We start from the raw sequence: 24,924 nt of genomic DNA, 5'->3' as shown, positions 1-24,924 counted from the left end.
ATATTATCAAATTCAATATTTTTCAATTTTAAGAATTATTAAACTCTTCAATACTTTCCTTATAAACAAGATTTTTACAAGGAAATCTGATACAATTCTTAAATAATATTATTATGTATAGATATTACGAATATAGTGCATAATTAAAGAAGGTGATTTTATTGAAATTAAATAAAAATTTACAACTATGTATATTAATCGGAACATTAATATGCTATTCAATTTATTTTATATTTTTTTATCTGTTCCCTACTCATTTTTCAAATTCGGATGTACGCTTCGCTTCACTTATCGTTGAAGCCATTACATTTGTATCACTAATTTATTCTATATATTCTAAAAAAGTCAGTTCAAATCCATTTTGGGTATGTATCACAATAGCAATTGGGAGTTTTTTATTAGGAAAAATAGTATATACATATCAAGATAGCTTCTTCGAAATTCCAATACATCGTTTTACTATTTCTGATGTATTTTACATGTTTTTTCTACTCTTTTGTCTTATCGCTTTCAGTTATAAAATTTTAAAAGAATGCGATAAATGGGAAAAAGCGTTCTTTATTTGTGATATATGTATAGTACTTACTTCCATATTCACATTAGAGTGGTATTTATTTAATCAACCAAATTTAAATATATTCTCTCTTTCACTAGGAGATGTTTTCCTTTCATTTCTATATCCAATTGCAGATTTATTATTTCTCCTACTAGGCGTTAGTCTCTTTTTCCGTCCGACAATTTTTAATTCTAAACGGAAGATTTATATCTTTATTTTTGTATTAATAAGTTCTGCAACTTTTAACTATATTTATTTTTACTTAAATAACCATTTATCAACCGAAACGATAACATTATTACGTCTTTTATATAGAATACCTATATTGTTTATTGCAATAGCTGGATCTATTTCAGCAGATCGTAATAGCCATAAAAACTATTTCATTGTTAACCCTATAATAGGAAAAAAGGCTTTAGTTGTATTTCCCTATCTTGCTGTTGCAATACTAATCGGGTTTACATTAAAAGAACAAACAGCATCTTCAACTCTCATTACAGGAAATTGTATTACTTTCATTTTCGTACTCATTCGTCATTCTATTGTACGTATGCAAAACAATTCCCTAACAAAACGTTTACAGGCATTTAATGCGCAACTAGAAGAAAAAGTGACTTTACGGACTTCTGATTTAGTTCATAAATCAGAGGCTCTATCTCAAAAACAACAAAAGTTTAAATCGTTATATGAATATCACCCTGATCCTATTTTTACAATTGATTTACATGGCGTATTCTTAAATGTAAATCAAGCCGGAAGTATACTACTTGGAGCACCAACAGATGAGTTACTCGGTGAAACTTGTTTTTCGATTATTTTAGATGAAGACAAACATAAACTAACATCTGCATTAGAAAAAGTGAAACAACAAGAATCGGCATACTTACAACTAAGTTCTAAATATAAAGATGGCTTTACTTATTTTTTATACGTTACCATCGTCCCTATTATAATAGACGGACAAATTTCAGGAAGCTACATTATGGTAAAAGATATTACCGCACTAAAAAAGCAACAAGAAGAAATAAAATATTTAGCATTCCATGATACTGTAACGAAAATTGGGAACCGCGCCTTTTTCCATAAGAAACTAAAAAAAGTTATAAAACATGCTAAAACGACAGAAAGCGAGTTTGCATTATTATATTTAGATTTAGATCGCTTTAAAGCAATCAACGATACACTTGGACATTCAGCAGGAGATCACATATTAGAAGAAGTAGCGAAGCGATTCCAATCATGTCTTCCCTCACATACTCATCTGTCAAGAATCGGTGGCGATGAATTTACAATCTTAATTGAAAACTATACTGACGAAGATTCCTTATTCGATTTATGCAACCAGTTATTTGAATGCATGGAAAAACCGTTTGTCATACATGAGCATACATTAACTTTATCACTTAGTATCGGCATCGCTATTTATCCACATTCCGGAATCGATACCGCTACACTTTTGAAAAACGCTAATGTTGCCATGTATGATGCGAAAGCAAAAAAACTTAACTCTGTCTCTATTTATGACGATGTAATCGCTAAAAAAATTGAAAGACGATTACGATTAGAAAAAGATTTACCAAACGCAATACAAAATGAAGAATTGTTCCTTTTGTATCAACCTCAAGTTGATAGTGAATCTAATAAAATTATCGGTGCAGAAGCTCTAATCAGGTGGAATCATCCTGAATTAGGCGTTATTTCTCCATACGAGTTTATTCCGATTGCAGAAGAAACACTACAAATTATTCCAATAGGAAAATGGACGTTACAGCAAGCTTGTGAGCAAATGAAACGTTGGCATACACTCGGATATTCTCATTTAAAAATTGGTGTAAACTTATCTGCTAAAGAATTTGAACAAGAAGATTTCGTAAAGTCTATTTCTTCTACATTAGCAACTACAGGCTTACCAGCAAGTTCTCTCGACCTTGAATTAACAGAGCGCATTGCAATGATGGATGAGCGAGAAACATTGATAAAGCTCCGCACACTAAAGGGTTTAGGAGTTCACATTTCAATCGACGACTTTGGTACAGGTTATTCTTCACTAGCGTATTTACCTTTATATCCAATAGATACGTTAAAAATCCCAAGAGAATTTATTACAATGTCTGAAACGTGTGAAGATGGAATGGAAATTATTAAAACGATTATCACATTAGCACATACATTAGAAATGTCTGTCATTGCTGAAGGTGTAGAAACGAAAGAACATGTGAATTTCCTTCAAAAAAATAAATGTCAGTTTATTCAAGGTTACTATTATAGTAAACCTATCCATACTCATGCATTTACTGAGCTATTAGAAAGTGGGATCCAACCATAATACATAGCTAATATGGATAAGTAATAATGAATTTGAACAACTATAGTAAAAAGGAAAGAAGATACCTTCTTTCCTTTTGTTTTTTTATTTAAATTTCTATTACTTCACCACTTCATTTATTATATCTATTAATTGATGAATCCCCTCATCATTTGTTTTCTTATATCCATTCATGTTTTGAATATATCTCTCCTTATTTGTATGCAACTTATTTACTGCATGTATGAATACATTCGTACTTATTCTGTCTTGGAGTAAAACTTCCGCATATCCTTGCCGAGAAAAATATTCAGCATTTAAAACTTGATCTCCCCTACTGGAACTGTTAGTTAACGGGATAAGCAACATCGGTTTCTTCAAAAATAGCAATTCAGAAATAGCAGTAGAACCCGCTCTAGAAACTACAACACTCGCCATATTTAGTATATGCGGCAACTCGTCCCCTATATACTCAAATTGCATATAACCTTCCATACCAATAGATGAATCTACCTTCCCTTTACCGCACATATGAACAATATTAAAATTCAGCAGTAATGTTTCCAAACTTTTCCTTACCATATCATTTATCCACTTAGCACCTTGACTCCCACCCATAATTAACAATACTGGTTTATCTTGCTGAAATTTACAATAGCTTCTTCCCCGCAATACGTTGCCCTTCTCAATTTCCTCCCTTACAATTGGTCCTACATAAACCTTCTTCTCATTACTTACATTTTCTCCTGTCTGAGGAAATGTTGTGCATAGTTTTGTAGTAAAAGGTAATGCTATTTTATTTGCTAATCCTAACGTACTATCTGGTTCACGTATTATTACGGGTACTTTATTCATCCACGCTCCTATTACTACAGGAACGGACACAAATCCTCCTGCCGAAAAAATAACATCTGGTTTTATTCGTTTCATCAATTTATAACTTTGTATGCAACCTTTTATTATTTTAAAAGGATCTTTAAAGTTTTCCCAATCCCAATATCTCCTAAGCTTTCCCGTTGAAATACTATTGTATTTCACATTTTGAACTAATAGTTTTTCAATTCCATTTTGAGATCCAATATACTCAACTCCCCATCCTTTTTTCATAAATTTAGGAATTAATACCATATTAATCATTACGTGTCCGGCTGTACCGCCCCCAGTAAAGAGAATCTTTTTATTCATAATTTATATCCACCTTTATCATTAAAAATCTTGTTTTATACTTATCTATTATTTATATAAACATTTAACTCAAATCCTATAACTTGCAAAAAATCTTTAATAAGATCATAAAAATCATTTCCATATTCACTACATTCATACTGAGCAAAGACTTGAATTACAGGCCTAGTTCCTGTACCTATTACTGGATTTTTCCTATCATCCTTTTTACCTTCCACATAGGCTCGACATTTATTTATCGCCTTATAGATACACAAAACATGCTCTTCCTCATCTTTCCAATCCAACGTATCAACAATTAAAAGAAATAGCGTATTTTGATTATCTATTGTTTTATAGCCATTCATATATTTCTTACACCCTTTTTATTTTTCATTGAATGCAGATTTCATTACACTTCGCATACTCGAGTACATCTTTTAATGATTGATGGAATTGAATTTTTGGGACCCAACCTAACCTTTTTATATCCTCTATTACTAAACTCTCATTTGATTCGCTCCCACTATGCTCTGCTTCTTTTATGGAAAAATTCAGCTGTGTTAATTCTTTGTATTGTTCTAGTACATCTAATAAAGACCGTTTTATCCCTGATCCAATATTATATTGTTTTCCATTTATTCCATCGCGTAATAACACATGATACGCTTTAACCGCATCACGTACATCTAAAAAATCCCTACTATCTTTCAAACTGTTTACTTCAATAATTGCTTCACTTTTATTCGACTCTATAGTTATCATTTTTTTTGCAAGAATAGAACAAATACCATTCGATACTCCTGGACCAATTAAATTTGAGGGCTTTGCAATGATAATATTTGAATTCATTAATTCACTCCACGCCTCTGCAATATTGACTTGCATCGTTTTACTTAAACTATATGGATTTGAAATTTTTATGTTGTTCATACTATCTGCTTGCAAAGCAGATCCTATAACCAATGTTCTACAGTGAGGTACTTCTTCCTTAATTGCTTCTAATAAATATAATGTCCCTATTACATTAACCTCTACATATTCAAGAGCAGCTGTCCAAGACTCTATGACCGAATTCCTTCCTGCTAAATGCAATACATAATCTGGCTTTATTTGTTTCATTACCTTCATTACTTCGCTCTTATTAGTTAAATCACAAATAATACCATTCCCAATTATTTCTCTATGTGCACGATTTTGAAACATAGGAATTACATGAAAGCCCTGTTCTAAAAAATATTGGCAAGCATGGCGTCCTGTGAAACCATTTGCACCAGTTATTAAAATACTCGCATTTTTTTTCATCGTAAAAACCCTCCTTTTAATAACATTTGTTTCACCTCGTGTTTTGCAAGTAAGTCTTGTTGAGAACTAAAACTCTTCACATCCACAAGCGGATAGCTAGCATAATATTCTTGCAGTCCTTCTATAGGAATAGTCGGTAGTACCACAAAATAATTTTGATCAAAACTTATACTTGTTTTACTCTCTACCTCAGATAAAAGCATTTCACTTAATTTTTCACCCGGTCTTATCCCTACTTCTTTTACCTTCACGTTTTCCTTTTTCGAATCTTCAATTAACACTTCCGCTAAATCTGTTATTTTACATGCCGGCATTTTCATAACAAAGATTTCCCCACCTCTACCTTGATATACGGCTTTAAATAACAATCCAACAGCATCTTCAATCGTTAAGAAAAATCTAGTCATATTTGCATCGGTAATCCCTACTTGTGAAGATTTTTTAATTTGTTTTTTAAAAAGTGGTACCACACTTCCGCTCGTCCCCAAAACATTTCCACCACGAACACAAATGAATTTTGTTTTCTCCGTTTGCATATTCGCATGCACCATTAACTTCTCACCAATTGCTTTTGTCATCCCATACGTATTTGATGGATCGGCTGCTTTATCCGTTGAAACATATATAACTTTCTCAACTTGCATCTGTATAGATGCTTCAATTACATTTTGTGTACCATGTATATTTGTTTTTATAGCTTCATAAGGATAATACTCACATACTGGAACATGTTTTAAAGCTGCAAGATGGAATACATAATGGACACCTTGGCATGCATAGGCTATTTGATCTTTATCACGAATATCTCCAATAATAAATTTTAACCTATCATCATTTATAAACTGTTGCTGCATTTCAAACTGAACCGTTTCATTTCTTGAAAAAACCCTAATTTCTTTCGGTGATTTTTCTAATAGTTGTTTTATAAGTTCATGTCCCCACGAACCTGTACCACCAGTAATTAAAATTATTTTATTCAGCATCTCTTTTCCTCCTACCAAACATTTCAATTAATATAGTATTTATAAAATTTATTGAATTATTTTCAATTGATTTAAATCATAATCGTCGTTTGTTACATTTAATTGACAAAATAAAAAAACAGAAACTATTAAAAATAGTTTCTGTTTTTCATTTCACCTCACAACAGTAAGATTTTTTATACTGTTTGCATAAGAAATAAATTCCTTGTAAAAAACACCGCTCATTTATTTCTTATACTCGTAATAAAATAAATAGAATGATTCTTAGCCAATAATCATGTATAAATTTATGAAAAAGGGAGGGAATGGAATGTACCAAAGCAATTCAAATCATACAGATAACAGACTTTCCAAAGCATTGCCTCTCTCCCTATTCGATGTGAAAAATGAATTGAAACAAAAAAGCAAGCTCGTTCATTCTGGCACGATGTATAAATTAACGAAAGAAGAGCAACTCATCATCAACAACATAAAAATACAAACAGAACAGCTAAATAAAAATAATGTGACAAGAACACGCGCATACTACCAATTTTACATTCAATATCCAGAAATACATTGGGCACTACTTGGGCATATGGTATCACGTAACGGCGGTTGGAATATGACTGATTTAAAGGGCGATTTATATACGAAAATTTTATCAGAGAAAGAGCAAATCACATTTTTTTCTTTTTTAGAAAGAGGGAATTGGCTTATTTTCCAAGATGTATATCCTCAATTTCTGCTTTATGAACAAAGTGTAAAAAGAGCACAAAGGCTATTTCACCTTCTCCCTCACCTAAATGTTTCTACATTTATGGAAACGATGTGGAACGATTTTTGGAAAACAGGTAACAAAAAAACATTAGCCATTGCAACTATTATTAATGAACAAAACTACTTAGAAAAAAGAGTGATTCAAAATATACAATTTAAAAAGACTGTACTTAATAGTATTGGATTTAAACTCTTTGATTTCTTTCAGTTTAATCATATCCTTTTCCCATTCTACGAAAATGATAAGAAACACAAAGTATTACTATTTGGTGATACAATGAAACATTTTACTTCCTTACACGAACGAATCTTAATTGGAAAAAGGTTGTATTCATTATTATTTCGAGACACACATGTTTTATCTCAAATAATAAGCTGGGCCCAGCACCATCCGCATACAGGATCAAGGAAAGATTACTGGCCTCATTTATTCTCAAGTGTAAATGAATCTTTTTCCCGTGAGTTTTATAAACGTCGAATAAAGAAATGCCAGTTGCGTACTGGCGCTTATCGTATATACAGTCCTGCACTCATCTATGCATGGCGAGATATGAAGCATGAAGAAGTTGACAGTGAAGATTGGTTTACGGACTGGCAAGTTATAAATTACTTAGTAGATAAGGAGGAAAATATAAATGGACAAATTACAGAAGACTACTGTAAAACACTCGAAAAAATTGAGTTGGCAATTCTTGCAAAGAAAAACGTCCTCCTTCGAGAAGAAGAATGATTTTCTAGCATTAGCAGTTACAATCTTACTCTCTTCTATTATCGGCACTTGCTTAGATGCTTTCTTTGTTGCAAAACAAATCTATTCCTTTCCCGTTAGACCATTCTCATCCATATTTTCAGTTAACATTGGCTTTACCTTGTTTGTACTACCGCTTTTAACAACGCTTTTCATACAAATTTCAAAAACATTATCTGCAGTTTCTAGAATTTTATTTATTGTTTCAATAGGTATTTGTGCTAGTATTTTTGAACAGATTGCTGAAAGATTAAGGTTGTTTGTACATAGTGCGAATTGGCGTCATAGTTACTCTTTGTTTGGATATATGTTATTTTTATTTTTCATATGGAAGTTCTATCAGTCAATTATTAATAAAAAAGGGCGCTAAAAGGCTAACAATCCTTTTAGTACCCTTTTTTTCACATACACATTATTATGCATATGACTCTGCTAACTCCATAATTTTATTACTAATAGTTTGTTCATTAATCTTTAAACATGTGGAAGCATGATTCATTAATACTTCATGACTCCCAACACATATACTTTCCTTAGCATGTATAAACATTGATAAATCGTTTGAATCATTACCAAATACTACAAATTCTCCCTCTTTTATACCTAATCGTTTTAAACCTTCCCATTTATCAATATGTGGCGGACTTATATCAATAATCCCCTCTTTTGCGTGCTCATATATTCTTATAGGAAGTTCTTCCAACGCATTTATGATTAATTCTTTTTTTATATTATCAGGAAATAAAACCACCTTTACTACTTCATCAATTTCATCAATATTCATATTAATAGCCAATTGATTAGGGTCTATGTTTTTGTAGATAGGGTGATTCTCGCTTCCTGTATAAGCATAATTCCACTGACTATCTATCAAATATGAAAGACTATACTTTTCTATAATTGAACGCATAGCACTTACTGCTTCAATGTCAAAACGTATAACTTCAACAATTTCTCCATCCTTTGCGACAAAGGCACCATTCCCACCAATCATTGAATAATGATGCATATGAGTTGGTAGAACAGGTAATAAATCTCTAATCGGTCTAGCAGATGCAAATATAATCTCATGTCCTTTACTATAACAAACGTCTAGCGCTTGAATGATCTGTCTAGTTACTGCGTTCCCTTTAAAACAAATAGTACCATCGATATCAAAAATAAATTTCATATACATCACTCCTTTCTTTTTAATGTAAATGAATTATTTTATAATAGACAGGACAGATGTCCCAAAAGGATAAACATTATGCAAAAGATTGCGGATAATACTTTATTACTAAATTACCTAAACAATGAATACATAAAAAAACTGTTCCAACAATTCAATCATCCATTTGAGATTCACAGATATGCAGCAAAAGAAACTGTATTACAAGAAGGCGAGGCTATTGACGGCCTATACATTCAAATGTCAGGTCGTACAAAAATAACTTCAAGTGTAATTACAGGTAAAGCATTATTACTACGATTTTGTTCTGCAGTTTCTATCATGGGAGATATTGAATTAATTCAATCAGTAGACATACAATCTCATGTAACCTCCGAACAGCAGACTGATTTTCTTTTTATTGATAAAAATTATGTAACAAGTTACTTATTACATGATGTAGTCTTTCTTCAAGAACTAATTCATCACGTCACTTATAAACTACAAACCTGCACAACGGCTTCACGTATCAATTTACTAGCTTCTGTGGAGACACGCTTTGCTAGTTATTTATGTGCAGCTCGAAACCCATCTAATTTATTTGGACGAGAAATCCATACGAAAGATCATCATGAAATTGCCTCATTAATCGGGACAACTACCCGTCATCTTAATCGAGTTATCGAAAAATTAATAGCTAACAATATAATTCATAAAAATAATAAACAGATTGTTGTTGACGATTGGAAAGCTATTGAAGAACTTTCAAACGGGCTAAGATACGAATAAACAGTTAAATAATTATATACATCCTACCTATAATAAAGAGACCGTTGTAAAAACGGTCTCTCCTTAAGCATACTCTTCAGTTACTACTAATGGTGCCAGAGTTTGAAGACTTTTTGAACGTAAACGATAGGCAACGATTTTCTTCTTATATTGCTTGATTACATCAACATGTTCCTCATGGCTATACAGAGAAAATCTAATCTCTTTATTCCCTTTCTTCGTATTAATAACGATTGGTGTTCCTTCCCCGTGCGGTGGGAAATAATGTTTATCTAAAAATAAAGCCTCATTAAATTCATGAATAACTTGTAGTTTCATTTCTCCCTCTATATTTTTTCCATCTATCGATATAGAGGTATTCTCTTCTTCAAGTTTTTGATGCAATTCAAATCTACTAATAATTGATTCTACAACAGAAGTTGGCATACTAGAAACTAGTACTTTAAGAGCGCCAAAAATAAATAATGTAACTATAAACCATGTTGTCATTTTCATCATCTCCATTACATTTTAAAATATAAATTTCGTTCCATAAGGTATAAATATACTAATGAGTATTCCGGTTACAATCATCGTCACTGAACCGATCGTCGCCTCTTTCTCGCCTTCCTTCACGAGACGGCTCACACCAATAATATGTGATGCGCAGCCCATCCCCACTCCTTTTCCAATCGTACTTGTTATACGGAAAAACTTAAGTACTGTTGGTCCGATAATAGCACCTGTTATTCCTGCAACAACTACAAAACTAGAAGTCATAGATGGAATACCACCAATTTGATCCGCTAATGAAATGGCGATAGGCATCGTCGCTAATTGCGGCAGTGTTGTTAATATGAGTTCCTTATCTATATTTAACATTCCGCCTATCACTACATTCATACTCGTTAAAGCCACTATACCTACCGCTACGCCGATAAGTATCGACAAAAAGTTTTTCATAAGTATATTTCGCTCTTTAAATAAAGGTATCGCTAACGCTACAATTGCAGGACTCAATAAGCCGGAAAGAATGTCTCCCCCATTTGCTCTATACTCATGATGAGAAATACCCAAAATCAGAAATAAGCAAATCATACTTGCTGTAACTGTTAACACCGGTAACGTAAGTGGAAACGGAATTTTTTTATATAACTTTGTCGCCAATACATACATTACTACAGTAATAATAATTAAGACCATTTGCATCTTGCACCTTGTCGATTTTATTTTTTTGATGCTACTAATAATTGACTTATATACCCTGAAACAATCAATGTTACTATTGTGCTTGCAACTACTAAAAGGAATATAACACTCCCCTTACTGAAAAGAAAAGACCCATATTCCATCAGCCCTGTTGTCGAAGGAATTAGAAATAACGGTAAAAATATGATTAACTTTTCCGCACCTTCCTCAAACCACTTTAATGGTAAAATACGAGTAGCAAGGAGTAAAAACAGCATTAACATCCCTATTAAACTTCCTGGCATTGATAAATGGAATACTTCCTGAATCCACGTACCAACTAAGCTAAATACATATAGCACGCCTACTTGAAGTAAAAGCGTCACGTACTTCATTTCTTTCCCTCATTTCAATATGCATCACTATTATGAAATCTCGTTTAAGGTTTCCGCAAACCTCGTGATTCCCAGTTGAATTTGTTCGACATCTACTCTCCCAAAAGTAAAACGAATATATTCACTTTTAGTACCTAAAACACTTCCTGGGACAAACGCTACACCATTTCGTATAGATTCACCTAGTAAATGATATTCATCAAACGTTCCTTGCACTTTGCACCATAAATGTATTCCACCCTCTGGAACAAAAAATTCAACCTGGTCCCCTAATATTTCTTTAAGCTTTCTAATTAACACATCTCTTCTGTCTTTCAATTGCTCACGAAGCATTGTAATATGTGCATGAAAATCTTCTGATTCTAAAAATTGATTTGCCACCCACTGCGTAAATACACTATGGCCAAAATCAACTTGCTGCTTCGCATCTGCTAAACGTTCTATTACACGCGTAGGGCCAATTACCCAGCCAATACGTAATCCTGATGCAACAATTTTTGATAATGAACTTATATAAAGAACATTCCCGTTTTGATCCATTGATTTTAATGTTGGATTCACTTCTCCATTAAATGAAGTTAAACTATACGGATCATCTTCTACAATCGGTATTCCAAATTCAGAAGACAGTTCTAAAATCTTTTTACGTCTCGCCAATGAAAGCACAGTTCCAGTTGGATTTTGATAATCTGGATTCAAAAATACCATACGAATACGATGCTTTTTATGCAAATCAATTAAATCATCTGGATTCATTCCATGCTGATCAACAGGTAAATGGAATATTTTTAAGCCAGCGGATTTAAACATCGGCAATGAGAAACAATACGAAGGGTCCTCAATTGCAATCGCATCGCCAGGTTTTAATAAGCATTGAACGATAAGATTAAGTGCCTGTTGTGCGCCCGATGTAATAAGGATAGAATTCGAATCCGCTTCAATTTGTTTATATTGCTGAACATGTGCTGCAATTGTTTTTCTCAACATTTCATTTCCAAGTGGATGGTCATAACCGAGGTTTTCCATAAATGTTTTCTCCGACAAAATCGTTCGGAATCTATCACTCGGAATTAATTCTGGTGACAATTCACCACTCGCTAAATTAATTAAGTCGTCTTTTTGTGTTTCCGTTCTAATTTGTTGAACGAGTGGTACATTAGGTAAGAACGATCCATCCTCAACGTACCTACCCCAGTTCGGTATTCGTTTATGTGAAACACCCCATATGTCTGTATTTACCCGTGTCCCGCTTCCTTTTTGACGTTCTACTACTCCAAGTGATTTTAATTCTTCATATGCAGCTACTATCGTACTTCGGTTCACCTGTAATTCTTTCGCTAACGTACGCTCAGAAGGTAACTTGCTGTCAGAAGGAAACTCACCTGAAGAAATACCCCTTTCAATATAATCCGCTATTTGTTTATATACAGGCGTCTTATCTGCACGATTTGGTTTCCATTCCACCTTGTTGCCCCTCTCAAAACGAAATATACTTGATTTCCTAATAACAGTATTGGCTGTAATAACAGTATTAATTAAGTGCATGATTTAAAAACATTTTTACAGTCATATTAAAGCTAGTCGGCTGTTCTAAATAAGGTAAATGCCCACTACTTTTCAACTCAATGAAAGTTGTATTTTTCAAATGTCGTTCAAACTCTCTTACATATTTCTCAGGGACAAAATCATCATTTTCCCCTCTTATAATTAAAGTAGGACATGAAATATTTGATAGAAACGGTCTTTGATCATAGTCCACTAATTCAGCAAATAACCTTTGAATATGCACCGAATTAATAGACTGTAAAGATTGATAAAATCCCCTGACAATTACTTCATTATCTGCTACTCCCATCGCCTTCAATAATGTATCCGCCCATGTTTTTCCGTTATCGTGCAAGCTAAGTAAATCATATACTTCAATTCGTTCTTTTCGATCTTCAGGCTCCAAATAGGGAAATGCATTTACAACAATTAAGCTAGAAGCAAAGCCTGGATATTGAATAGCAAAATCGATACCGACTCTAGCTCCTTTTGAAAGACCACACATAACTACTTTTTGTAGCTTTAAATAACTGCATAACTCATACAAAACATTTGCATATTCTTTAAAAGGAATTTCCAGCCCTTCAGATTTCCCATGCCCCGGTAAATCAAGAGAAATCACCGTCCAATTCTCTTTGAAATATTGCCTTTGATATAGCCAATTGTTTGCGTTCCCACCAAGACCGTGTAATAACAATATAACAGGGCCCGACCCTTCTATATTGTAAGAAATTTTCCGATTCTTATATTTAAAATACATATTCATCACCTTCAGCTATAACGTCACTTACTCTTATCTTTGAATGAATATATCCAAAATGGTTCCTTTTCTAACCACTCTACTGTTTCCGGGACACCTTCTTCATACTCTCTTTTTAGTTCCGTTACTTTCGTCGCAAATTGTGATGCATGTGCTTGCAATGCCTCTAACTTTTTGGGAACATATTCTTTCACTTCATTTTTAAAATGTGGAGGACCTATTTCCACTTCATGATTCTTCGAAAAAGCTACCGCATAAAATGTTGGCCTTTTATATTCCGGAATATTAGCCAACGCCTCGGCCACCGCTTCTCCTGTTGCATCGTGATCTGGGTGTACTGCATATCCTGGATAAAAAGAAATGACCAATGAAGGATTCACTTCTTCTACACATTTTTGTATTACACGTCTTAACTCTCCGGGAGTTTCAAATTCAAGGGTTTTATCACGATATCCCATCATACGTACATCTTTAATCCCTAAAATATTTGTAGCCCTCTTTAGTTCCTTCTCTCTTATAACATTTAATGATTCACGTGTTGCAAAAGGAGGATTTCCCATCGTTCTCCCCATTTCACCTAACGTTAAGCAAACATAAGTAAGAGGAACATTTCGCTGCGCATAAGCTAAAATTGTACCTGCCACGCAATATGACTCATCATCTGGATGCGGAAAAACAATTAAAACGTGGCGTTCATTTTTTATCAAAATCATACTCCTCCATCATATACAATATTAACTTTTTTCTTTCAAAACTATTAAATCACTACCGCATACCACGTTACCCCAACAAGTAGTACGAAAAGAAGAAGAATATAAATAGTTGATAAGTTTTTCACATTTCTCTTTGTAGACTTGCCGTAATTCTCCTCCACATTTCGTGCAACTAACACGGTCCCAAACAGGGATCCAATTACAATAATAACCACTAGTGAAATTGCAAAAATCATTGTATTTTCACCTCTCTAAAGACAATCTATTTTAATAAAGAACTTCCTCTTTAAAACTTTAATAACATACTACCTTTCTTCTCTTATCATAATAGATGTTTACAAAAAACGGACCAACCACTTTTGTGTTTTTTTGCTCATCCACTTTAAAAATAAAAAGCAACTGATCACTTTGGACTCAGTTGCTTTTCACACGATAAATTATTTTCTTTTTTTATTTGAAATTAATTCGATTTAAAAGTTTAGTCTTTTCATAATGAAACATCGATTGAGATAACTCGAAAGCTGTCCCGTTTACAAGACATACTGTATTTTCAATAAGAAGCGCCGGATCACCTTCCTTTAATTCTAACAGCTGCGCGTTTTCTTTATTTACTTTTTCACAACTAATAACTTTATCGGCAAAGCCAATATTTAATCGTAAATCTTCAATGAAATAACTGTATACAGAGCTTAATGCTATTTCTTTATTTAAATATGGAATAATATCCTTTTTGAAATAACTTACTTCAATAGAGAACGGTTTACCATCTACAATTCTTAAACGCTTCAAAAAATATATCCTAGTTCCAGCTTCGCATTGCATCCGCTTTGCTATATCTTCGTCCGCATCTATTACTTCAAGCTCTAACACTTTCGTTTCAATATTTTGCGAAACGAGATTTTTCGTTAATCCACGTAAACTTCCTAAATTAATGTAATCTGTTACAGAAGTTTCGCGTAAAAACATACCACTACCTTGCACTTGAAAAATATAACCTCTATTTACAAGCTGACTAATTACTTTACGTATCGTATTACGGCTTACTTCAAATCGATTCATCAACGCTTCTTCTGTAGGTAGTTTTTTCGTTTCATTAAAAAGCCCATCTCGAATGTTTTGCTCTAACACATCTGCAATTTGTTTATACTTTGCACTCATACACTTTCTCCTAAAATACTCTTTTATCTGTTATAACTCTTCTCCTCTCGTTTCGATCACATGTTTATACCAATGAAACGAAAGTTTTTTCTTACGTTTTAAGTTATCATTATGATCGACAAAAATAAAGCCGTATTGCTTTTTATATCCATTTAACCAACTTAATAAATCAATCACTGACCATGCATAATAACCTTTTAAATTGATTCCCTCTTCAATTGCACGCTTTATTACTTTTAAATGCTCTTCAATAAATTTAATTCTCGGAACATCTACAACTTCTCCTTCAATGATTGGATCTTCATCACCAAGTCCATTTTCCGTTACATACATCTTTATGTCACCGTAACGCTCTTTCAACATATGCAATCCATCTAAGAAACCTTCGGGAGATATTTCCCATCCCCATTTTGTATATGTTTTATCATCCATTTTTACTGTTTGATAAAAACCATCAAAAGAAGCATTACCTGGAGCAAGTGTTGAGTTTTCTCGAGAATGCTCATCGCTCTTTATATCCATATCGTATCTTTCTACTCGTATTGGTTGATAATAATTCAAGCCAATAAAATCATTCTTTTCGGCATTTTGTTTAATGATTTCTAATTCTTCAACCGTCCAATTAGGAGTCCACCCTTTTCCCTTTAATTGTTGAACAACATAAGGTGGATACTCACCTTTTAAAACTGGATCATAATACCAATACGTTTCATATTCATTCGCATGATTTGCTGCTAGTATATTTTCTTTTTCATCATCCACACTATAAGCAGGTAAGAAAACATGTGTAATCCCAATCTCCCCATATTGTTTCAGCTGCTTGTACACCGCAACTGTTTTCGCATGCGCATAAAATACATAATGAGTCGCTTGAAAATACTTTGGAACATCATTTTGTATTCCTGGTGGATGTGCACCTTTTAAGTAGCCTAATCCACAAAACATTACTGTTTCATTAAAAGTAATCCAATGTTTCACTCTATCACCAAATGCCTTAAAGCAAATTTCGGCATACTTTACAAAAGCATCTGCTGTTCGTTTATTCGTCCACCCACCATCCTTTTCTAACGGTAATGGTAGATCCCAATGATATAAAGTGACAAACGGTACAATTCCGTACTTTAAACATTCATCAATTAAATTGTTATAAAATTTAATGCCTTTTTCATTTACCTCTCCATCTCCAGTCGGCAATATTCTCGCCCAAGAAATCGAAAAACGATACGATTCCAATCCCATCTCAGCCATTAAACGAACATCTTCCTTATATCGATGATAATGATCAACCGCTACATCACCATTTGTTCCATTGTATGTTTTTCCAGGAATTTTTGAAAACTCATCCCAATTCGTAACACCTTTTCCATCCTCATCCCATGCACCTTCTACTTGATAAGAAGCTGAAGCAGCTCCGAATAAAAAATCATGTGGAAACTTCATAGTATATACCTCAATTTCATTAGAATAAATTAAATTCATTATTACATATAAAATTTATAGGTACAAATTTAAATGATCATTATATAATATGTTTCTGTTTTTCACTATAATTAAACAAAGCATTCACACCATATACAAAAAAAGAACCTATGAAGGTCCTTTTCAAATTTTGCAACGCAGCACTATATTGAGTATCTTAAAGTTTATACTACTGATAAATGTTAACAAACTTATTCTTCAATAATGAATTGTGAAATTAACATTTCTAAATTTTCGACTTTCTTTTTCATTTCATTAGATTTCGTCGTTATTTCTTGAATCAATGTGGCTTGTGCTTGAATTGATTGTACCGTTCGATTCGTTTCTTGTGCGACTTGTGTTGCAGTTTCAGAAACTATTGATAAAGAGGCATTCACTTCTTCTGTCCCAGCAGACATTTCTTCTGTGGCAGCAGACACTTCTTGAATTTGGGACGTTATTCTATTAATATCTTGCATAATAGATGAAAATGCGAGTTCTGCCTTATATGCTGCTTCTTTACCACCACTAGCCTGTTGTTGACCTTTTTTCATTACATGAACTGTATCCTGTGTATCTTCATGTATAAAACGTAATAAATTATTTATATCATTTACAGACGTTTTAGATTTCTCAGCCAGACCTCTTACTTCAGCTGCAACTACTGCAAATCCTTTTCCATTTTCTCCGGCGCGTGCTGCCTCAATTGCAGCATTTAAGGCCAGTAAATTCGTTTGTTCTGCAATATTAGTAATAATATCTAGCGCTTCTTCAATTTGTTGTGTACGTGTAACAAGTCTATCAATGACCTTAGAAGTTTCTTCGACAACTTCATTCACACTATTCATTTGACGAATAGATTGTTTTATAACTTCACTACCAGAATTTGCTTGGTCTATTGTTGCAACAGCAACTTCAGCAACCATCGCTGAAGATTCAGCTACTGTTTGAACTCCAGTTGCAATTTCTTCCATCGCAGTTGAACTTTCTTGAATACTAGTCACTTGTCCATCTATTTCTTTATTTATTTCAGAAGTAGTTCGAACAACCTCGTTTGATATATGTGCTGCCGTTTTTGTCTCTTGTAACATATTTTCAGTTGAAATAATCACTTCTTTTGCTGTAACCTTCACCTGACCGACTAATTGTTGCAAGTTATCTAACATACTATTAAAGGATTGTACAATATGGCCTAATTCGTTCTCAGATTTATAAGAAGTTCGAATTGTTAAATCTCCAGCAGATACTCGTTCCATATCTTTTTGTAATAATAAAATTGGTTTTTTTATAACATTTTTTATTATAAAACCAATAAAAATAATTATTATGATTCCAAAAAATGAAATAATTACAAATGTTATTATTGTATTTTTCACACTATTGATATTCTCTTTTTGTAGTTGTTCAGCCGCGGTATTATTATATAAAATAAGTTCACGAATAGACTGAATTGTTTTTCCCATACTAGGCTCAATTTCTTTTAAATAATAGCTATACGCTTCTTCATTATTAGTCAGTCCCAAGTCCTGTGCTTTCTTCATTTGTATTCTTAAATCTTTGAATTGACTTTGAAATGCATTATACAAACCCTTTTCTTTATGAGAACTAATTCTAGTTTCAAATTGTTTTAATAACTCATCATTTTCTTTCCTAGTCTTATCCATTTCTGTTATTAGTTCTTTCATTCTTTTTTCATCTTTCGATATCATAATCTCCATAAAATTCATATTAACATGGTAAAAATTTGATTCTACAGTTCCTATCCATTCAATTGGTAATAGCCTTTCGTCATACATACTAGACGATGTATTTTCACCTTTTTGAAGCCCTAAAAACCCCAGAGAAGATAACATGATACAAGCCAAACTCGATATAATGACTAACACATTTAATTTCGTTCCAATTTTACTATTTTTAATAAAAGACAATAAATCCACCTCATCTGTATATTATACTTATATGTTTTATATTACAATAATAATCGACATTTATCGACATTTTTTCGTGTCGATTTTATAACCGCATTAAATTATTATATTAACTATATAAACCTATTCAAAGAACTTTGACTCTCATAATATTAAATACTAAAAAGTCTTATGGGAATTCCACAAGACTTTTAATAGCGTTACATTGTTTCTATGAAATTATGGTGAAAATTAAAGTGACTTATTAGTTCTTATAACTTCTTGATAGAGAATCGGTGACCACTTATCACTAACATAATCTTGGATCACCCAACCAACTCTTTTTGGATTCTCTTGTTTAATATATGCCGCAATTTCAGGATTTATATAAGAGGCATAATAATATGGGCTATTCCATGCTGTACCACCAGAAGACAAGCTTGTAAAATTAACATATAGATGATTTAAATCCTCACTATTGTTCATCGTTTCATTGATCGTATCTTTAATCGATTTTACTTTCACATCATAACTCACTTTATATTTATCTTGTACTGTTACATTTATATTTTGATTTACAGTTGTAGTAAACGTCTCATTATCTGGCCAATAAAAATTATTATATCCTCCAGATTCATTACTACCACTATATCTTTTTAGTAGTACAATTTTCCCTCGAGCATCTCCAAGTTTTATATTTCCTTCTGTTTTTAAAAAGATAGGATCAACAAAATAATTTTTTTCAAACGTATTACTAAATGAACCTTCTGCCCCTTTCATATCCTCATACTCTTTTTTTAAAGACATAATAATTGTTTCACTTGGGTTATCTTTTAAAAATTGTTTCGCTTCGTTTATGAATTCGTGCAGTGTTACATAAAGATATAATGGCCCATGATGAAGAACTATCGTATTATCATCTGTTAAACGGCCTCTTATATCAAAAATGCGAGCTCCATGATCCATTTGATAACGAAAATCATACTCTTGCGTCATTCCCCATACTTGCTTTATTGGATTTTGTAATTTGAACGTACCACTATCATGTGTTCCTGGAATTGAAATTCGTGCTAACGGGATGTTATCAGGTATAGGTTGCATCCATTTTGACCAATTTTCAAGTTCAATAACAGAGCTAGCTGCAACGACTTGCTTATCATGTAAAGTAAATACAGATGTGATAAATATCATACTACATATGAATAATTTCAAAATAAACTTCTTATTGCTCATTATTATTCCTCCTTTTTCTATTTTATATCAAACTTATTGAATATAATATAATCTGGTGAGTAAAAAATAAATAACATTTCATCAATATGAAATATTGCATAGAAGTAAAGTTAAAAAATCATTCACATATACTGAATTAGAAAAATTTAAAGGAACTTCATCTGAAGTTCCTTTCGTTTATTTTATATTCAATATATATGAACCATCTTTATTCTCATACTTATAAACATATAAATAATATTTACCTGGCTTTGCATTATAAGTTCCTTTAACTACATTTCCTTCATTTTCACCATATGCTACATAGTTGTTTAAATCTGATTCAAGATGAAGTACCCATGTCATTCCAATGTTTTGTTCATTTAGTAGAGAAATATTAATATTTTCTGGTGAGTCAATTTGGAAAGTAAATACATCTACCTTATCACGATTATGTAGTGTTCCTTTCATTGGTGTATGAAAGTTAACTTTATTTGCCTGTCTACGTTCATTATTTGGTTCATTTTCTGTTACTTGTAACTCATTCCCACCGTTCGGTTCTCTTTGTTCATACCCTAAGTTTACTAGTATAGACTTCAAATCTGGTAAAACACCAATCTTATCTGCATATGGATTTTTAGATTTCGTTCCAGTGTTATGGTTACTTAATATTGTTCTTAATTCACTTGGTCTATACGGTTGTCCTAATTTGTTTTTAGCAATGCTTTGTACTAAAGTCGCTGCCCCAGCAATAATTGGCGAAGCACTAGATGTTCCACTAAAGCTTGTAGTATAAAGATTTACAGCACTTCTACTTTGCTCGGCTGTAGTTGTATCTACATTTTCTCCCCACCCGTACACATCAATCCGACTTCCATAATTTGAAAACCACATACGCTCATGAGGGAAAGATGAAGAGCCCGCTCCTACCATAATTGCACCTGAATCTTTAAAATCTTTACTACTACGATTTAAGACTTGTTTACCATTTCTATCTTTAAATTGATCTAAATCATTCCACCCATTTGCTCCAGCCTCTATAATTACAACACCTTTATCTGTACCAGCACGAATTGCATCAAAGATATCTGGTTGTACTTCAACAGGTAAATATTTATCACCATATCCATCAAAGGAAGCTTGTGCCTCTAATAATAAAACATCCCCAGCTTCTAAATGATTTACAGCACTTAATATTGCATCAGCTGTATTATACTGTCCGTTATCTCTTATTTGAGAAATCACTTTCGCTTTCGCTTTTGGCGCAATCCCAATATTACCCACTTCATTATCTTCGGAGGATACAATTCCTAGTACAGACGTCCCATGTCCAACATGCTGATCTATATTTATTCCAGACATTAATTCAATATTTTGATGTACTAAATCCTCATGATTTAATAGCCATCCATATTCCATATCAACAAAAGTTATACCATTTCCATTACCGCCTTGAACTCCCCAGGCGAAAGGCGCATTTATACCGTATGGTGCTGCTTCAAGATAACCTTGTTGTTTAAATCTAGGATTGTTATTAGGACTAAGAACTACACTTGGTATTTGCACTTCCGGTGGCGTTATTTTTTCTTGCTTCTTCATATACACATCTTCTATTAAAGAAGATGCCTTTAACTTATCTACTAGTTCTTCTTTCTGCTCACCATTTTGAGTTTGAAGAATATAGTAGTTTAATAAACTTGTAGATACATTATTGGGTGCTTTCACTTCAAGGTCTTGTATTTCTTCTGGACTTACAGATGTGAATAAACGAGTGAATGTTACATGTGGATATTCTACCAAAAGATCTTCTAGTACTTTATCACTTGCTTGAGCTTGTATCTTTCTTTCAATACCGTCTTCATATGGTAATTTCAAATCCGCATTGAATTTTACAATGATTTGCTTATCTGTTTCTTGTTCTATCCCTAATTTACTCTGCTGTTCTATAGAATCAGCATTTACAATATTGACCGTGTCCCCTATTCCTAAAAATATTGAAATAATTACAGCTGAAACAGATATTCTTTTAAATATATTCATTACATCACTCCTATTATTAATAATATTTAATCCTTATATTAGTCTATAATGATTTTTATATAACATATTCCCTTTCTACTAAATAGATTATAGTAATCAGCAATATGAACTTCAATGTATTTTCATATGCAATATTTCATATTCGGACTCTACACTGCATAAATAAGAAACTTATGATGATTATTTATTTTATACGTGCTAATATACTTATATTGAAATATTATGTATAGACATTCTGAACTACATTACTTAACAGTTTCACCTTATTTTTGCTAGGAGGATTTACAATGAAATTATTAAAAATAAAACATATAATCCCTATATCTGCAGCTGCAATTACATTCGTATGTCATCAAAGTACAGCTGAAGCATCTACCATTCATACAGTAAAAAAGAATGATACACTTTGGGGCATTAGTAAACAATACGGGGTTTCAATACAATCCATTAAACAGGCTAATAATAAAGGAAACGATCAAACCTTTATTGGTGAACAGTTAAATATTCCAGGGTCCACGAACTCAAATGAAATCATCGTTCGTCAAAATGCCAAACCCAAACCTGCGAACATTTCTAGACAAATTATTTATCAAGTACAACAGGGAGATTCATTAGAAACGATAGCAAAGCGTTACAATGTTACCGTTCAATCTATAAAACAAATTAACAATATAGCCGGAAACAAGCTTTATACAGGACAACATTTAAAAATTAACTCAAGCATTACAGAAAAAGAAAAAGACTTAATGGCACGCTTAGTTACCGCTGAAGCAGGTGGCGAATCCTATAAAGGTAAAGTAGCTGTAGCAAAAGTTATACTAAATCGTGTAAACGCAAAAGGTTTTCCAAATACAATAACAGGCGTTATTTATGAACCTATTAAATACGGATATGCCTTTACTCCTGTTACAGATGGAAGAATTAATCAGCCTGCAAGCCCAGAAGCAAAAATGGCAGTAGAAGAAGCTATCTCCACAAATGGCATACATTCTGATTGGCTTTATTTCTATAATCCAAAAACATCAACAGACAAATGGATTACGACACGTCAAACAGTAGCAGTAATTGGTAACCATGTGTTTGCTAAATAAGATTTGAAATCATTAACAGACCTCTTCACTTGAAAGGTCTGTTTTTTTATATGTTAGATTTTATTAATCATATGACATAGTGTTCATTTAAAACTATTTCTTCTTTCAAATAAAAACATTTGTATTTACCCCACCACTCGGAGAAATTAAAAAAGCATCAAGTTCAAAAACTCCCTCTTTATTAATAAAAGCTATTTCTTAACTTCATAAAATTGTTATACACTAGAAACATAAAAACAAACTATTCGTTAGCAGGTGAAAGAATATGTATGATGTTACAATTATCGGCGCTGGAGTAAGTAGCATTTTTATGGCTTATTCACTAGCTAAAAGTAACAAAAAGGTTTTAATTCTTGATAAAGGTAAAGCGCTAAATGATCGCCATTGTCCTTTAGACGAAGGAAAAGTGTGTACTTGTACTACATGTGATAAATATTTCGGGTTTGGTGGTTTAGGAAAATCTGAAGGGAAATTTAATTATACAAACGGATTCGGCGGAGAACTTGAGAAAAAAGTCGGTAAAGAAGGCTTTATACAACTCATGGCTGAAGTAGATGAAATTCTATGTCAGTTCGGAGGGAGTTCTGTTTCAAAATACTCTACAGAAAATCCAACTCTCAATACGAGAGCTGAAGCGTGTGGTTTACAAATGCTAACAACAGAAGTAAGGCATCTTGGCACTACCCTTTCAAGTGAAATTTTTCAGCAGCTCTATGAATTTTTACTTACGAAAATAAATATCCAATTTCATATAGATGTACAACATATTATGAAACAGAAAGATTATTTTACAATAGAGACAAATGAAGGAATAGCTCAATCTAAGCAACTAGTATTTGCAACTGGGCGTTCCGGAGCGGATTGGTTAAAAGAAATGTGCACTTCTCTAAATATTTCTCAGGAACAAACTCGTGTAGATTTAGGGATTAGAGTAGAGATGAAAGAACACCAATTACGTTCTATATTAAAAGATACATTTGAGACAAAACTTTCTTATGAGCATGAACACTTCACAGCAACTACGTACTGTATGAATCCAAAAGGACGCATCATTAGAAAGTACGAAGAAGGTTTAGTTATGCCTGACGGTCAAAATTTTCGAGAGAAAGGAACTGGCACACCTAACTTAAATTTCACTTTATTTATCCCGCGCTATTTTTCAACTCTCAAAGAAGCAAATATATACGCAAGTTCAATTATTAAAAGCATTAACCAAGGACGAGATCGGATTGTTATACAGCGCTTAGAGGACTTACTAAATAAACAGCCTACAACAGCGAACGACATGAAACATAACCGTATACAGCCTACACTACAAGGAAGTTATGGAGATTTGAATACAGAAATTCCTCCATTATATATTGAAGGACTTAAAGAATTTTTATTACGCTTAGAACAATTTATCCAAGAACCGATCGATAAAGATACTTTATTATATGGAATTGACGGAAAGTTTTATGCTCCTACGATAAAAATCAATAACCATTTTGAAACAAGTGTACATGGACTATTTTTAGTTGGAGATTGTTCAGGCGTCACTCATTCATTATCTCAAGCTGCTGCAAGTGGGTTGTATGTTGGAAAATATTTATCTCATATTTAATTTCTTTCATTAAGATAGCAATCAAATATTTTAACTTCCATAACGCTTTATTTATGTACCTTATCTTTCCAACGCTAATGATTATCCCACCAAGAATCGGGATTTCACGAGATACA

General features: G+C 32.8%; 23 protein-coding genes. 6 read left to right on the top strand and 17 right to left on the bottom strand.

What is annotated here, in order from left to right; all coding sequences use genetic code 11:
- The first annotated feature begins 161 nt into the window (after positions 1-161).
- The gene (locus MNO09_RS11415; RefSeq protein WP_000773534.1) at positions 162-2,882 is read left to right on the top strand and encodes a sensor domain-containing phosphodiesterase; all 2,721 of its coding nucleotides are present in this window, start codon (positions 162-164) and stop codon (positions 2,880-2,882) included.
- A 99-nt stretch (positions 2,883-2,981) separates the two neighbouring features.
- Here MNO09_RS11415 and murG read toward each other — a convergent pair whose 3' ends face one another.
- Genes murG through MNO09_RS11395 form a run of 4 tightly spaced genes read right to left on the bottom strand, consistent with a single transcriptional unit; the run spans position 2,982 to position 6,313 of the window.
- A complete protein-coding gene (murG, locus tag MNO09_RS11410; protein ID WP_001035082.1) occupies positions 2,982-4,046 on the bottom strand; it encodes an undecaprenyldiphospho-muramoylpentapeptide beta-N-acetylglucosaminyltransferase in 1,065 nt (354 codons plus the stop codon).
- 41 nt (positions 4,047-4,087) lie between these two features.
- A complete protein-coding gene (locus MNO09_RS11405) occupies positions 4,088-4,393 on the bottom strand; it encodes a DUF6572 domain-containing protein (protein ID WP_070169049.1) in 306 nt (101 codons plus the stop codon).
- Between the two features lie 25 nt (positions 4,394-4,418).
- Positions 4,419-5,330: an SDR family oxidoreductase gene (locus tag MNO09_RS11400; RefSeq protein ID WP_000739074.1), complete on the bottom strand. Its 912-nt coding sequence runs from the start codon at positions 5,328-5,330 to the stop codon at positions 4,419-4,421.
- The gene (locus MNO09_RS11395; protein ID WP_000932598.1) at positions 5,327-6,313 is read right to left on the bottom strand and encodes a UDP-N-acetylglucosamine 4,6-dehydratase family protein; all 987 of its coding nucleotides are present in this window, start codon (positions 6,311-6,313) and stop codon (positions 5,327-5,329) included. Before MNO09_RS11395 ends, MNO09_RS11400 begins: the two co-directional genes overlap by 4 nt.
- Before the next feature lie 310 nt (positions 6,314-6,623).
- Here MNO09_RS11395 and MNO09_RS11390 point away from each other — a divergent pair, with 310 nt between their 5' ends.
- Both MNO09_RS11390 and MNO09_RS11385 read left to right on the top strand, forming a co-directional pair.
- Positions 6,624-7,802, top strand: a complete 1,179-nt coding sequence (locus tag MNO09_RS11390) for a DUF2515 domain-containing protein (RefSeq protein WP_000284920.1) — start codon at positions 6,624-6,626, stop codon at positions 7,800-7,802.
- Positions 7,765-8,190, top strand: a complete 426-nt coding sequence (locus MNO09_RS11385) for a CBO0543 family protein (RefSeq protein WP_078183244.1) — start codon at positions 7,765-7,767, stop codon at positions 8,188-8,190. Before MNO09_RS11390 ends, MNO09_RS11385 begins: the two co-directional genes overlap by 38 nt.
- A gap of 45 nt (positions 8,191-8,235) precedes the next feature.
- On the opposite strand, the gene MNO09_RS11380 is transcribed toward MNO09_RS11385, so the two are convergent.
- Positions 8,236-8,991 (bottom strand): HAD-IIB family hydrolase, encoded by a 756-nt coding sequence (locus MNO09_RS11380; protein ID WP_000668603.1) that lies wholly within the window; start codon positions 8,989-8,991, stop codon positions 8,236-8,238.
- A 78-nt stretch (positions 8,992-9,069) separates the two neighbouring features.
- Between MNO09_RS11380 and MNO09_RS11375 the strand changes: the two genes are divergently transcribed.
- Positions 9,070-9,759, top strand: coding sequence for a Crp/Fnr family transcriptional regulator (locus tag MNO09_RS11375; RefSeq protein WP_001169113.1), 690 nt, complete (start codon positions 9,070-9,072; stop codon positions 9,757-9,759).
- Positions 9,760-9,822: 63 nt separating this feature from the next.
- On the opposite strand, the gene MNO09_RS11370 is transcribed toward MNO09_RS11375, so the two are convergent.
- From MNO09_RS11370 to MNO09_RS11315, 12 genes are all read right to left on the bottom strand, one after another.
- Positions 9,823-10,248, bottom strand: coding sequence for a YfmQ family protein (locus MNO09_RS11370; RefSeq protein WP_000214625.1), 426 nt, complete (start codon positions 10,246-10,248; stop codon positions 9,823-9,825).
- A 21-nt stretch (positions 10,249-10,269) separates the two neighbouring features.
- On the bottom strand, positions 10,270-10,941 hold the full coding sequence (locus MNO09_RS11365; protein WP_000242960.1) for an LrgB family protein: 672 nt from the start codon (positions 10,939-10,941) through the stop codon (positions 10,270-10,272).
- A gap of 23 nt (positions 10,942-10,964) precedes the next feature.
- Positions 10,965-11,321, bottom strand: coding sequence for a CidA/LrgA family holin-like protein (locus tag MNO09_RS11360; protein ID WP_000878487.1), 357 nt, complete (start codon positions 11,319-11,321; stop codon positions 10,965-10,967).
- Positions 11,322-11,351: 30 nt separating this feature from the next.
- Positions 11,352-12,785 (bottom strand): MocR-like pyridoxine biosynthesis transcription factor PdxR, encoded by a 1,434-nt coding sequence (pdxR, locus tag MNO09_RS11355; RefSeq protein ID WP_000454982.1) that lies wholly within the window; start codon positions 12,783-12,785, stop codon positions 11,352-11,354.
- Between the two features lie 67 nt (positions 12,786-12,852).
- Complete coding sequence (locus MNO09_RS11350) at positions 12,853-13,626, bottom strand: alpha/beta fold hydrolase (RefSeq protein WP_000273706.1); 774 nt, start codon at positions 13,624-13,626, stop codon at positions 12,853-12,855.
- Positions 13,627-13,649: 23 nt separating this feature from the next.
- The gene (gene bshB2 / locus MNO09_RS11345; RefSeq protein ID WP_033657741.1) at positions 13,650-14,330 is read right to left on the bottom strand and encodes a bacillithiol biosynthesis deacetylase BshB2; all 681 of its coding nucleotides are present in this window, start codon (positions 14,328-14,330) and stop codon (positions 13,650-13,652) included.
- A gap of 53 nt (positions 14,331-14,383) precedes the next feature.
- Positions 14,384-14,575 (bottom strand): hypothetical protein, encoded by a 192-nt coding sequence (locus tag MNO09_RS11340; RefSeq protein WP_000575326.1) that lies wholly within the window; start codon positions 14,573-14,575, stop codon positions 14,384-14,386.
- A 214-nt stretch (positions 14,576-14,789) separates the two neighbouring features.
- Positions 14,790-15,497, bottom strand: a complete 708-nt coding sequence (locus tag MNO09_RS11335) for a GntR family transcriptional regulator (RefSeq protein WP_001274906.1) — start codon at positions 15,495-15,497, stop codon at positions 14,790-14,792.
- A 30-nt stretch (positions 15,498-15,527) separates the two neighbouring features.
- Positions 15,528-16,937, bottom strand: coding sequence for a glycoside hydrolase family 1 protein (locus MNO09_RS11330; protein WP_070169052.1), 1,410 nt, complete (start codon positions 16,935-16,937; stop codon positions 15,528-15,530).
- 230 nt (positions 16,938-17,167) lie between these two features.
- Complete coding sequence (locus tag MNO09_RS11325; RefSeq protein WP_000008153.1) at positions 17,168-18,883, bottom strand: methyl-accepting chemotaxis protein; 1,716 nt, start codon at positions 18,881-18,883, stop codon at positions 17,168-17,170.
- Positions 18,884-19,114: 231 nt separating this feature from the next.
- Positions 19,115-20,095: a phosphatidylinositol-specific phospholipase C gene (locus tag MNO09_RS11320; protein WP_000066273.1), complete on the bottom strand. Its 981-nt coding sequence runs from the start codon at positions 20,093-20,095 to the stop codon at positions 19,115-19,117.
- 177 nt (positions 20,096-20,272) lie between these two features.
- Positions 20,273-22,114, bottom strand: a complete 1,842-nt coding sequence (locus MNO09_RS11315; protein ID WP_070169054.1) for a S8 family peptidase — start codon at positions 22,112-22,114, stop codon at positions 20,273-20,275.
- Between the two features lie 287 nt (positions 22,115-22,401).
- Between MNO09_RS11315 and MNO09_RS11310 the strand changes: the two genes are divergently transcribed.
- Together MNO09_RS11310 and MNO09_RS11305 are read left to right on the top strand one after the other, a co-directional pair.
- Positions 22,402-23,205 carry a cell wall hydrolase gene (locus MNO09_RS11310; RefSeq protein WP_000770996.1) on the top strand — a complete coding sequence of 268 codons (804 nt, stop codon included), beginning with the start codon at positions 22,402-22,404 and terminating at the stop codon, positions 23,203-23,205.
- A gap of 265 nt (positions 23,206-23,470) precedes the next feature.
- A complete protein-coding gene (locus MNO09_RS11305; RefSeq protein ID WP_000272419.1) occupies positions 23,471-24,808 on the top strand; it encodes an NAD(P)/FAD-dependent oxidoreductase in 1,338 nt (445 codons plus the stop codon).
- Positions 24,809-24,924: the final 116 nt, after the last annotated feature.

The sequence above is a fragment of the Bacillus sp. N5-665 genome (genome assembly GCF_022637375.2).
In the GTDB taxonomy this organism is placed as follows: domain Bacteria; phylum Bacillota; class Bacilli; order Bacillales; family Bacillaceae_G; genus Bacillus_A; species Bacillus_A wiedmannii.
Note: the sequence above shows the minus strand (reverse complement) of the source record. Positions and strands in the feature narration are given on the sequence as shown.

Excerpts from the sequence above, each read along its gene's own strand:
- murG (WP_001035082.1), bottom strand. The coding sequence starts at position 4,046 with ATGAATAAAAAGATTCTCTTTACTGGGGGCGGTACAGCCGGACACGTA.
- MNO09_RS11405 (WP_070169049.1), bottom strand. The coding sequence starts at position 4,393 with ATGAATGGCTATAAAACAATAGATAATCAAAATACGCTATTTCTTTTA.
- MNO09_RS11400 (WP_000739074.1), bottom strand. The coding sequence starts at position 5,330 with ATGAAAAAAAATGCGAGTATTTTAATAACTGGTGCAAATGGTTTCACA.
- MNO09_RS11395 (WP_000932598.1), bottom strand. The coding sequence starts at position 6,313 with ATGCTGAATAAAATAATTTTAATTACTGGTGGTACAGGTTCGTGGGGA.
- MNO09_RS11390 (WP_000284920.1), top strand. The coding sequence starts at position 6,624 with ATGTACCAAAGCAATTCAAATCATACAGATAACAGACTTTCCAAAGCA.
- MNO09_RS11380 (WP_000668603.1), bottom strand. The coding sequence starts at position 8,991 with ATGAAATTTATTTTTGATATCGATGGTACTATTTGTTTTAAAGGGAAC.
- MNO09_RS11375 (WP_001169113.1), top strand. The coding sequence starts at position 9,070 with ATGCAAAAGATTGCGGATAATACTTTATTACTAAATTACCTAAACAAT.
- MNO09_RS11370 (WP_000214625.1), bottom strand. The coding sequence starts at position 10,248 with ATGACAACATGGTTTATAGTTACATTATTTATTTTTGGCGCTCTTAAA.
- MNO09_RS11365 (WP_000242960.1), bottom strand. The coding sequence starts at position 10,941 with ATGGTCTTAATTATTATTACTGTAGTAATGTATGTATTGGCGACAAAG.
- MNO09_RS11360 (WP_000878487.1), bottom strand. The coding sequence starts at position 11,321 with ATGAAGTACGTGACGCTTTTACTTCAAGTAGGCGTGCTATATGTATTT.
- MNO09_RS11350 (WP_000273706.1), bottom strand. The coding sequence starts at position 13,626 with ATGTATTTTAAATATAAGAATCGGAAAATTTCTTACAATATAGAAGGG.
- MNO09_RS11340 (WP_000575326.1), bottom strand. The coding sequence starts at position 14,575 with ATGATTTTTGCAATTTCACTAGTGGTTATTATTGTAATTGGATCCCTG.
- MNO09_RS11335 (WP_001274906.1), bottom strand. The coding sequence starts at position 15,497 with ATGAGTGCAAAGTATAAACAAATTGCAGATGTGTTAGAGCAAAACATT.
- MNO09_RS11330 (WP_070169052.1), bottom strand. The coding sequence starts at position 16,937 with ATGAAGTTTCCACATGATTTTTTATTCGGAGCTGCTTCAGCTTCTTAT.
- MNO09_RS11320 (WP_000066273.1), bottom strand. The coding sequence starts at position 20,095 with ATGAGCAATAAGAAGTTTATTTTGAAATTATTCATATGTAGTATGATA.
- MNO09_RS11315 (WP_070169054.1), bottom strand. The coding sequence starts at position 22,114 with ATGAATATATTTAAAAGAATATCTGTTTCAGCTGTAATTATTTCAATA.
- MNO09_RS11310 (WP_000770996.1), top strand. The coding sequence starts at position 22,402 with ATGAAATTATTAAAAATAAAACATATAATCCCTATATCTGCAGCTGCA.
- MNO09_RS11305 (WP_000272419.1), top strand. The coding sequence starts at position 23,471 with ATGTATGATGTTACAATTATCGGCGCTGGAGTAAGTAGCATTTTTATG.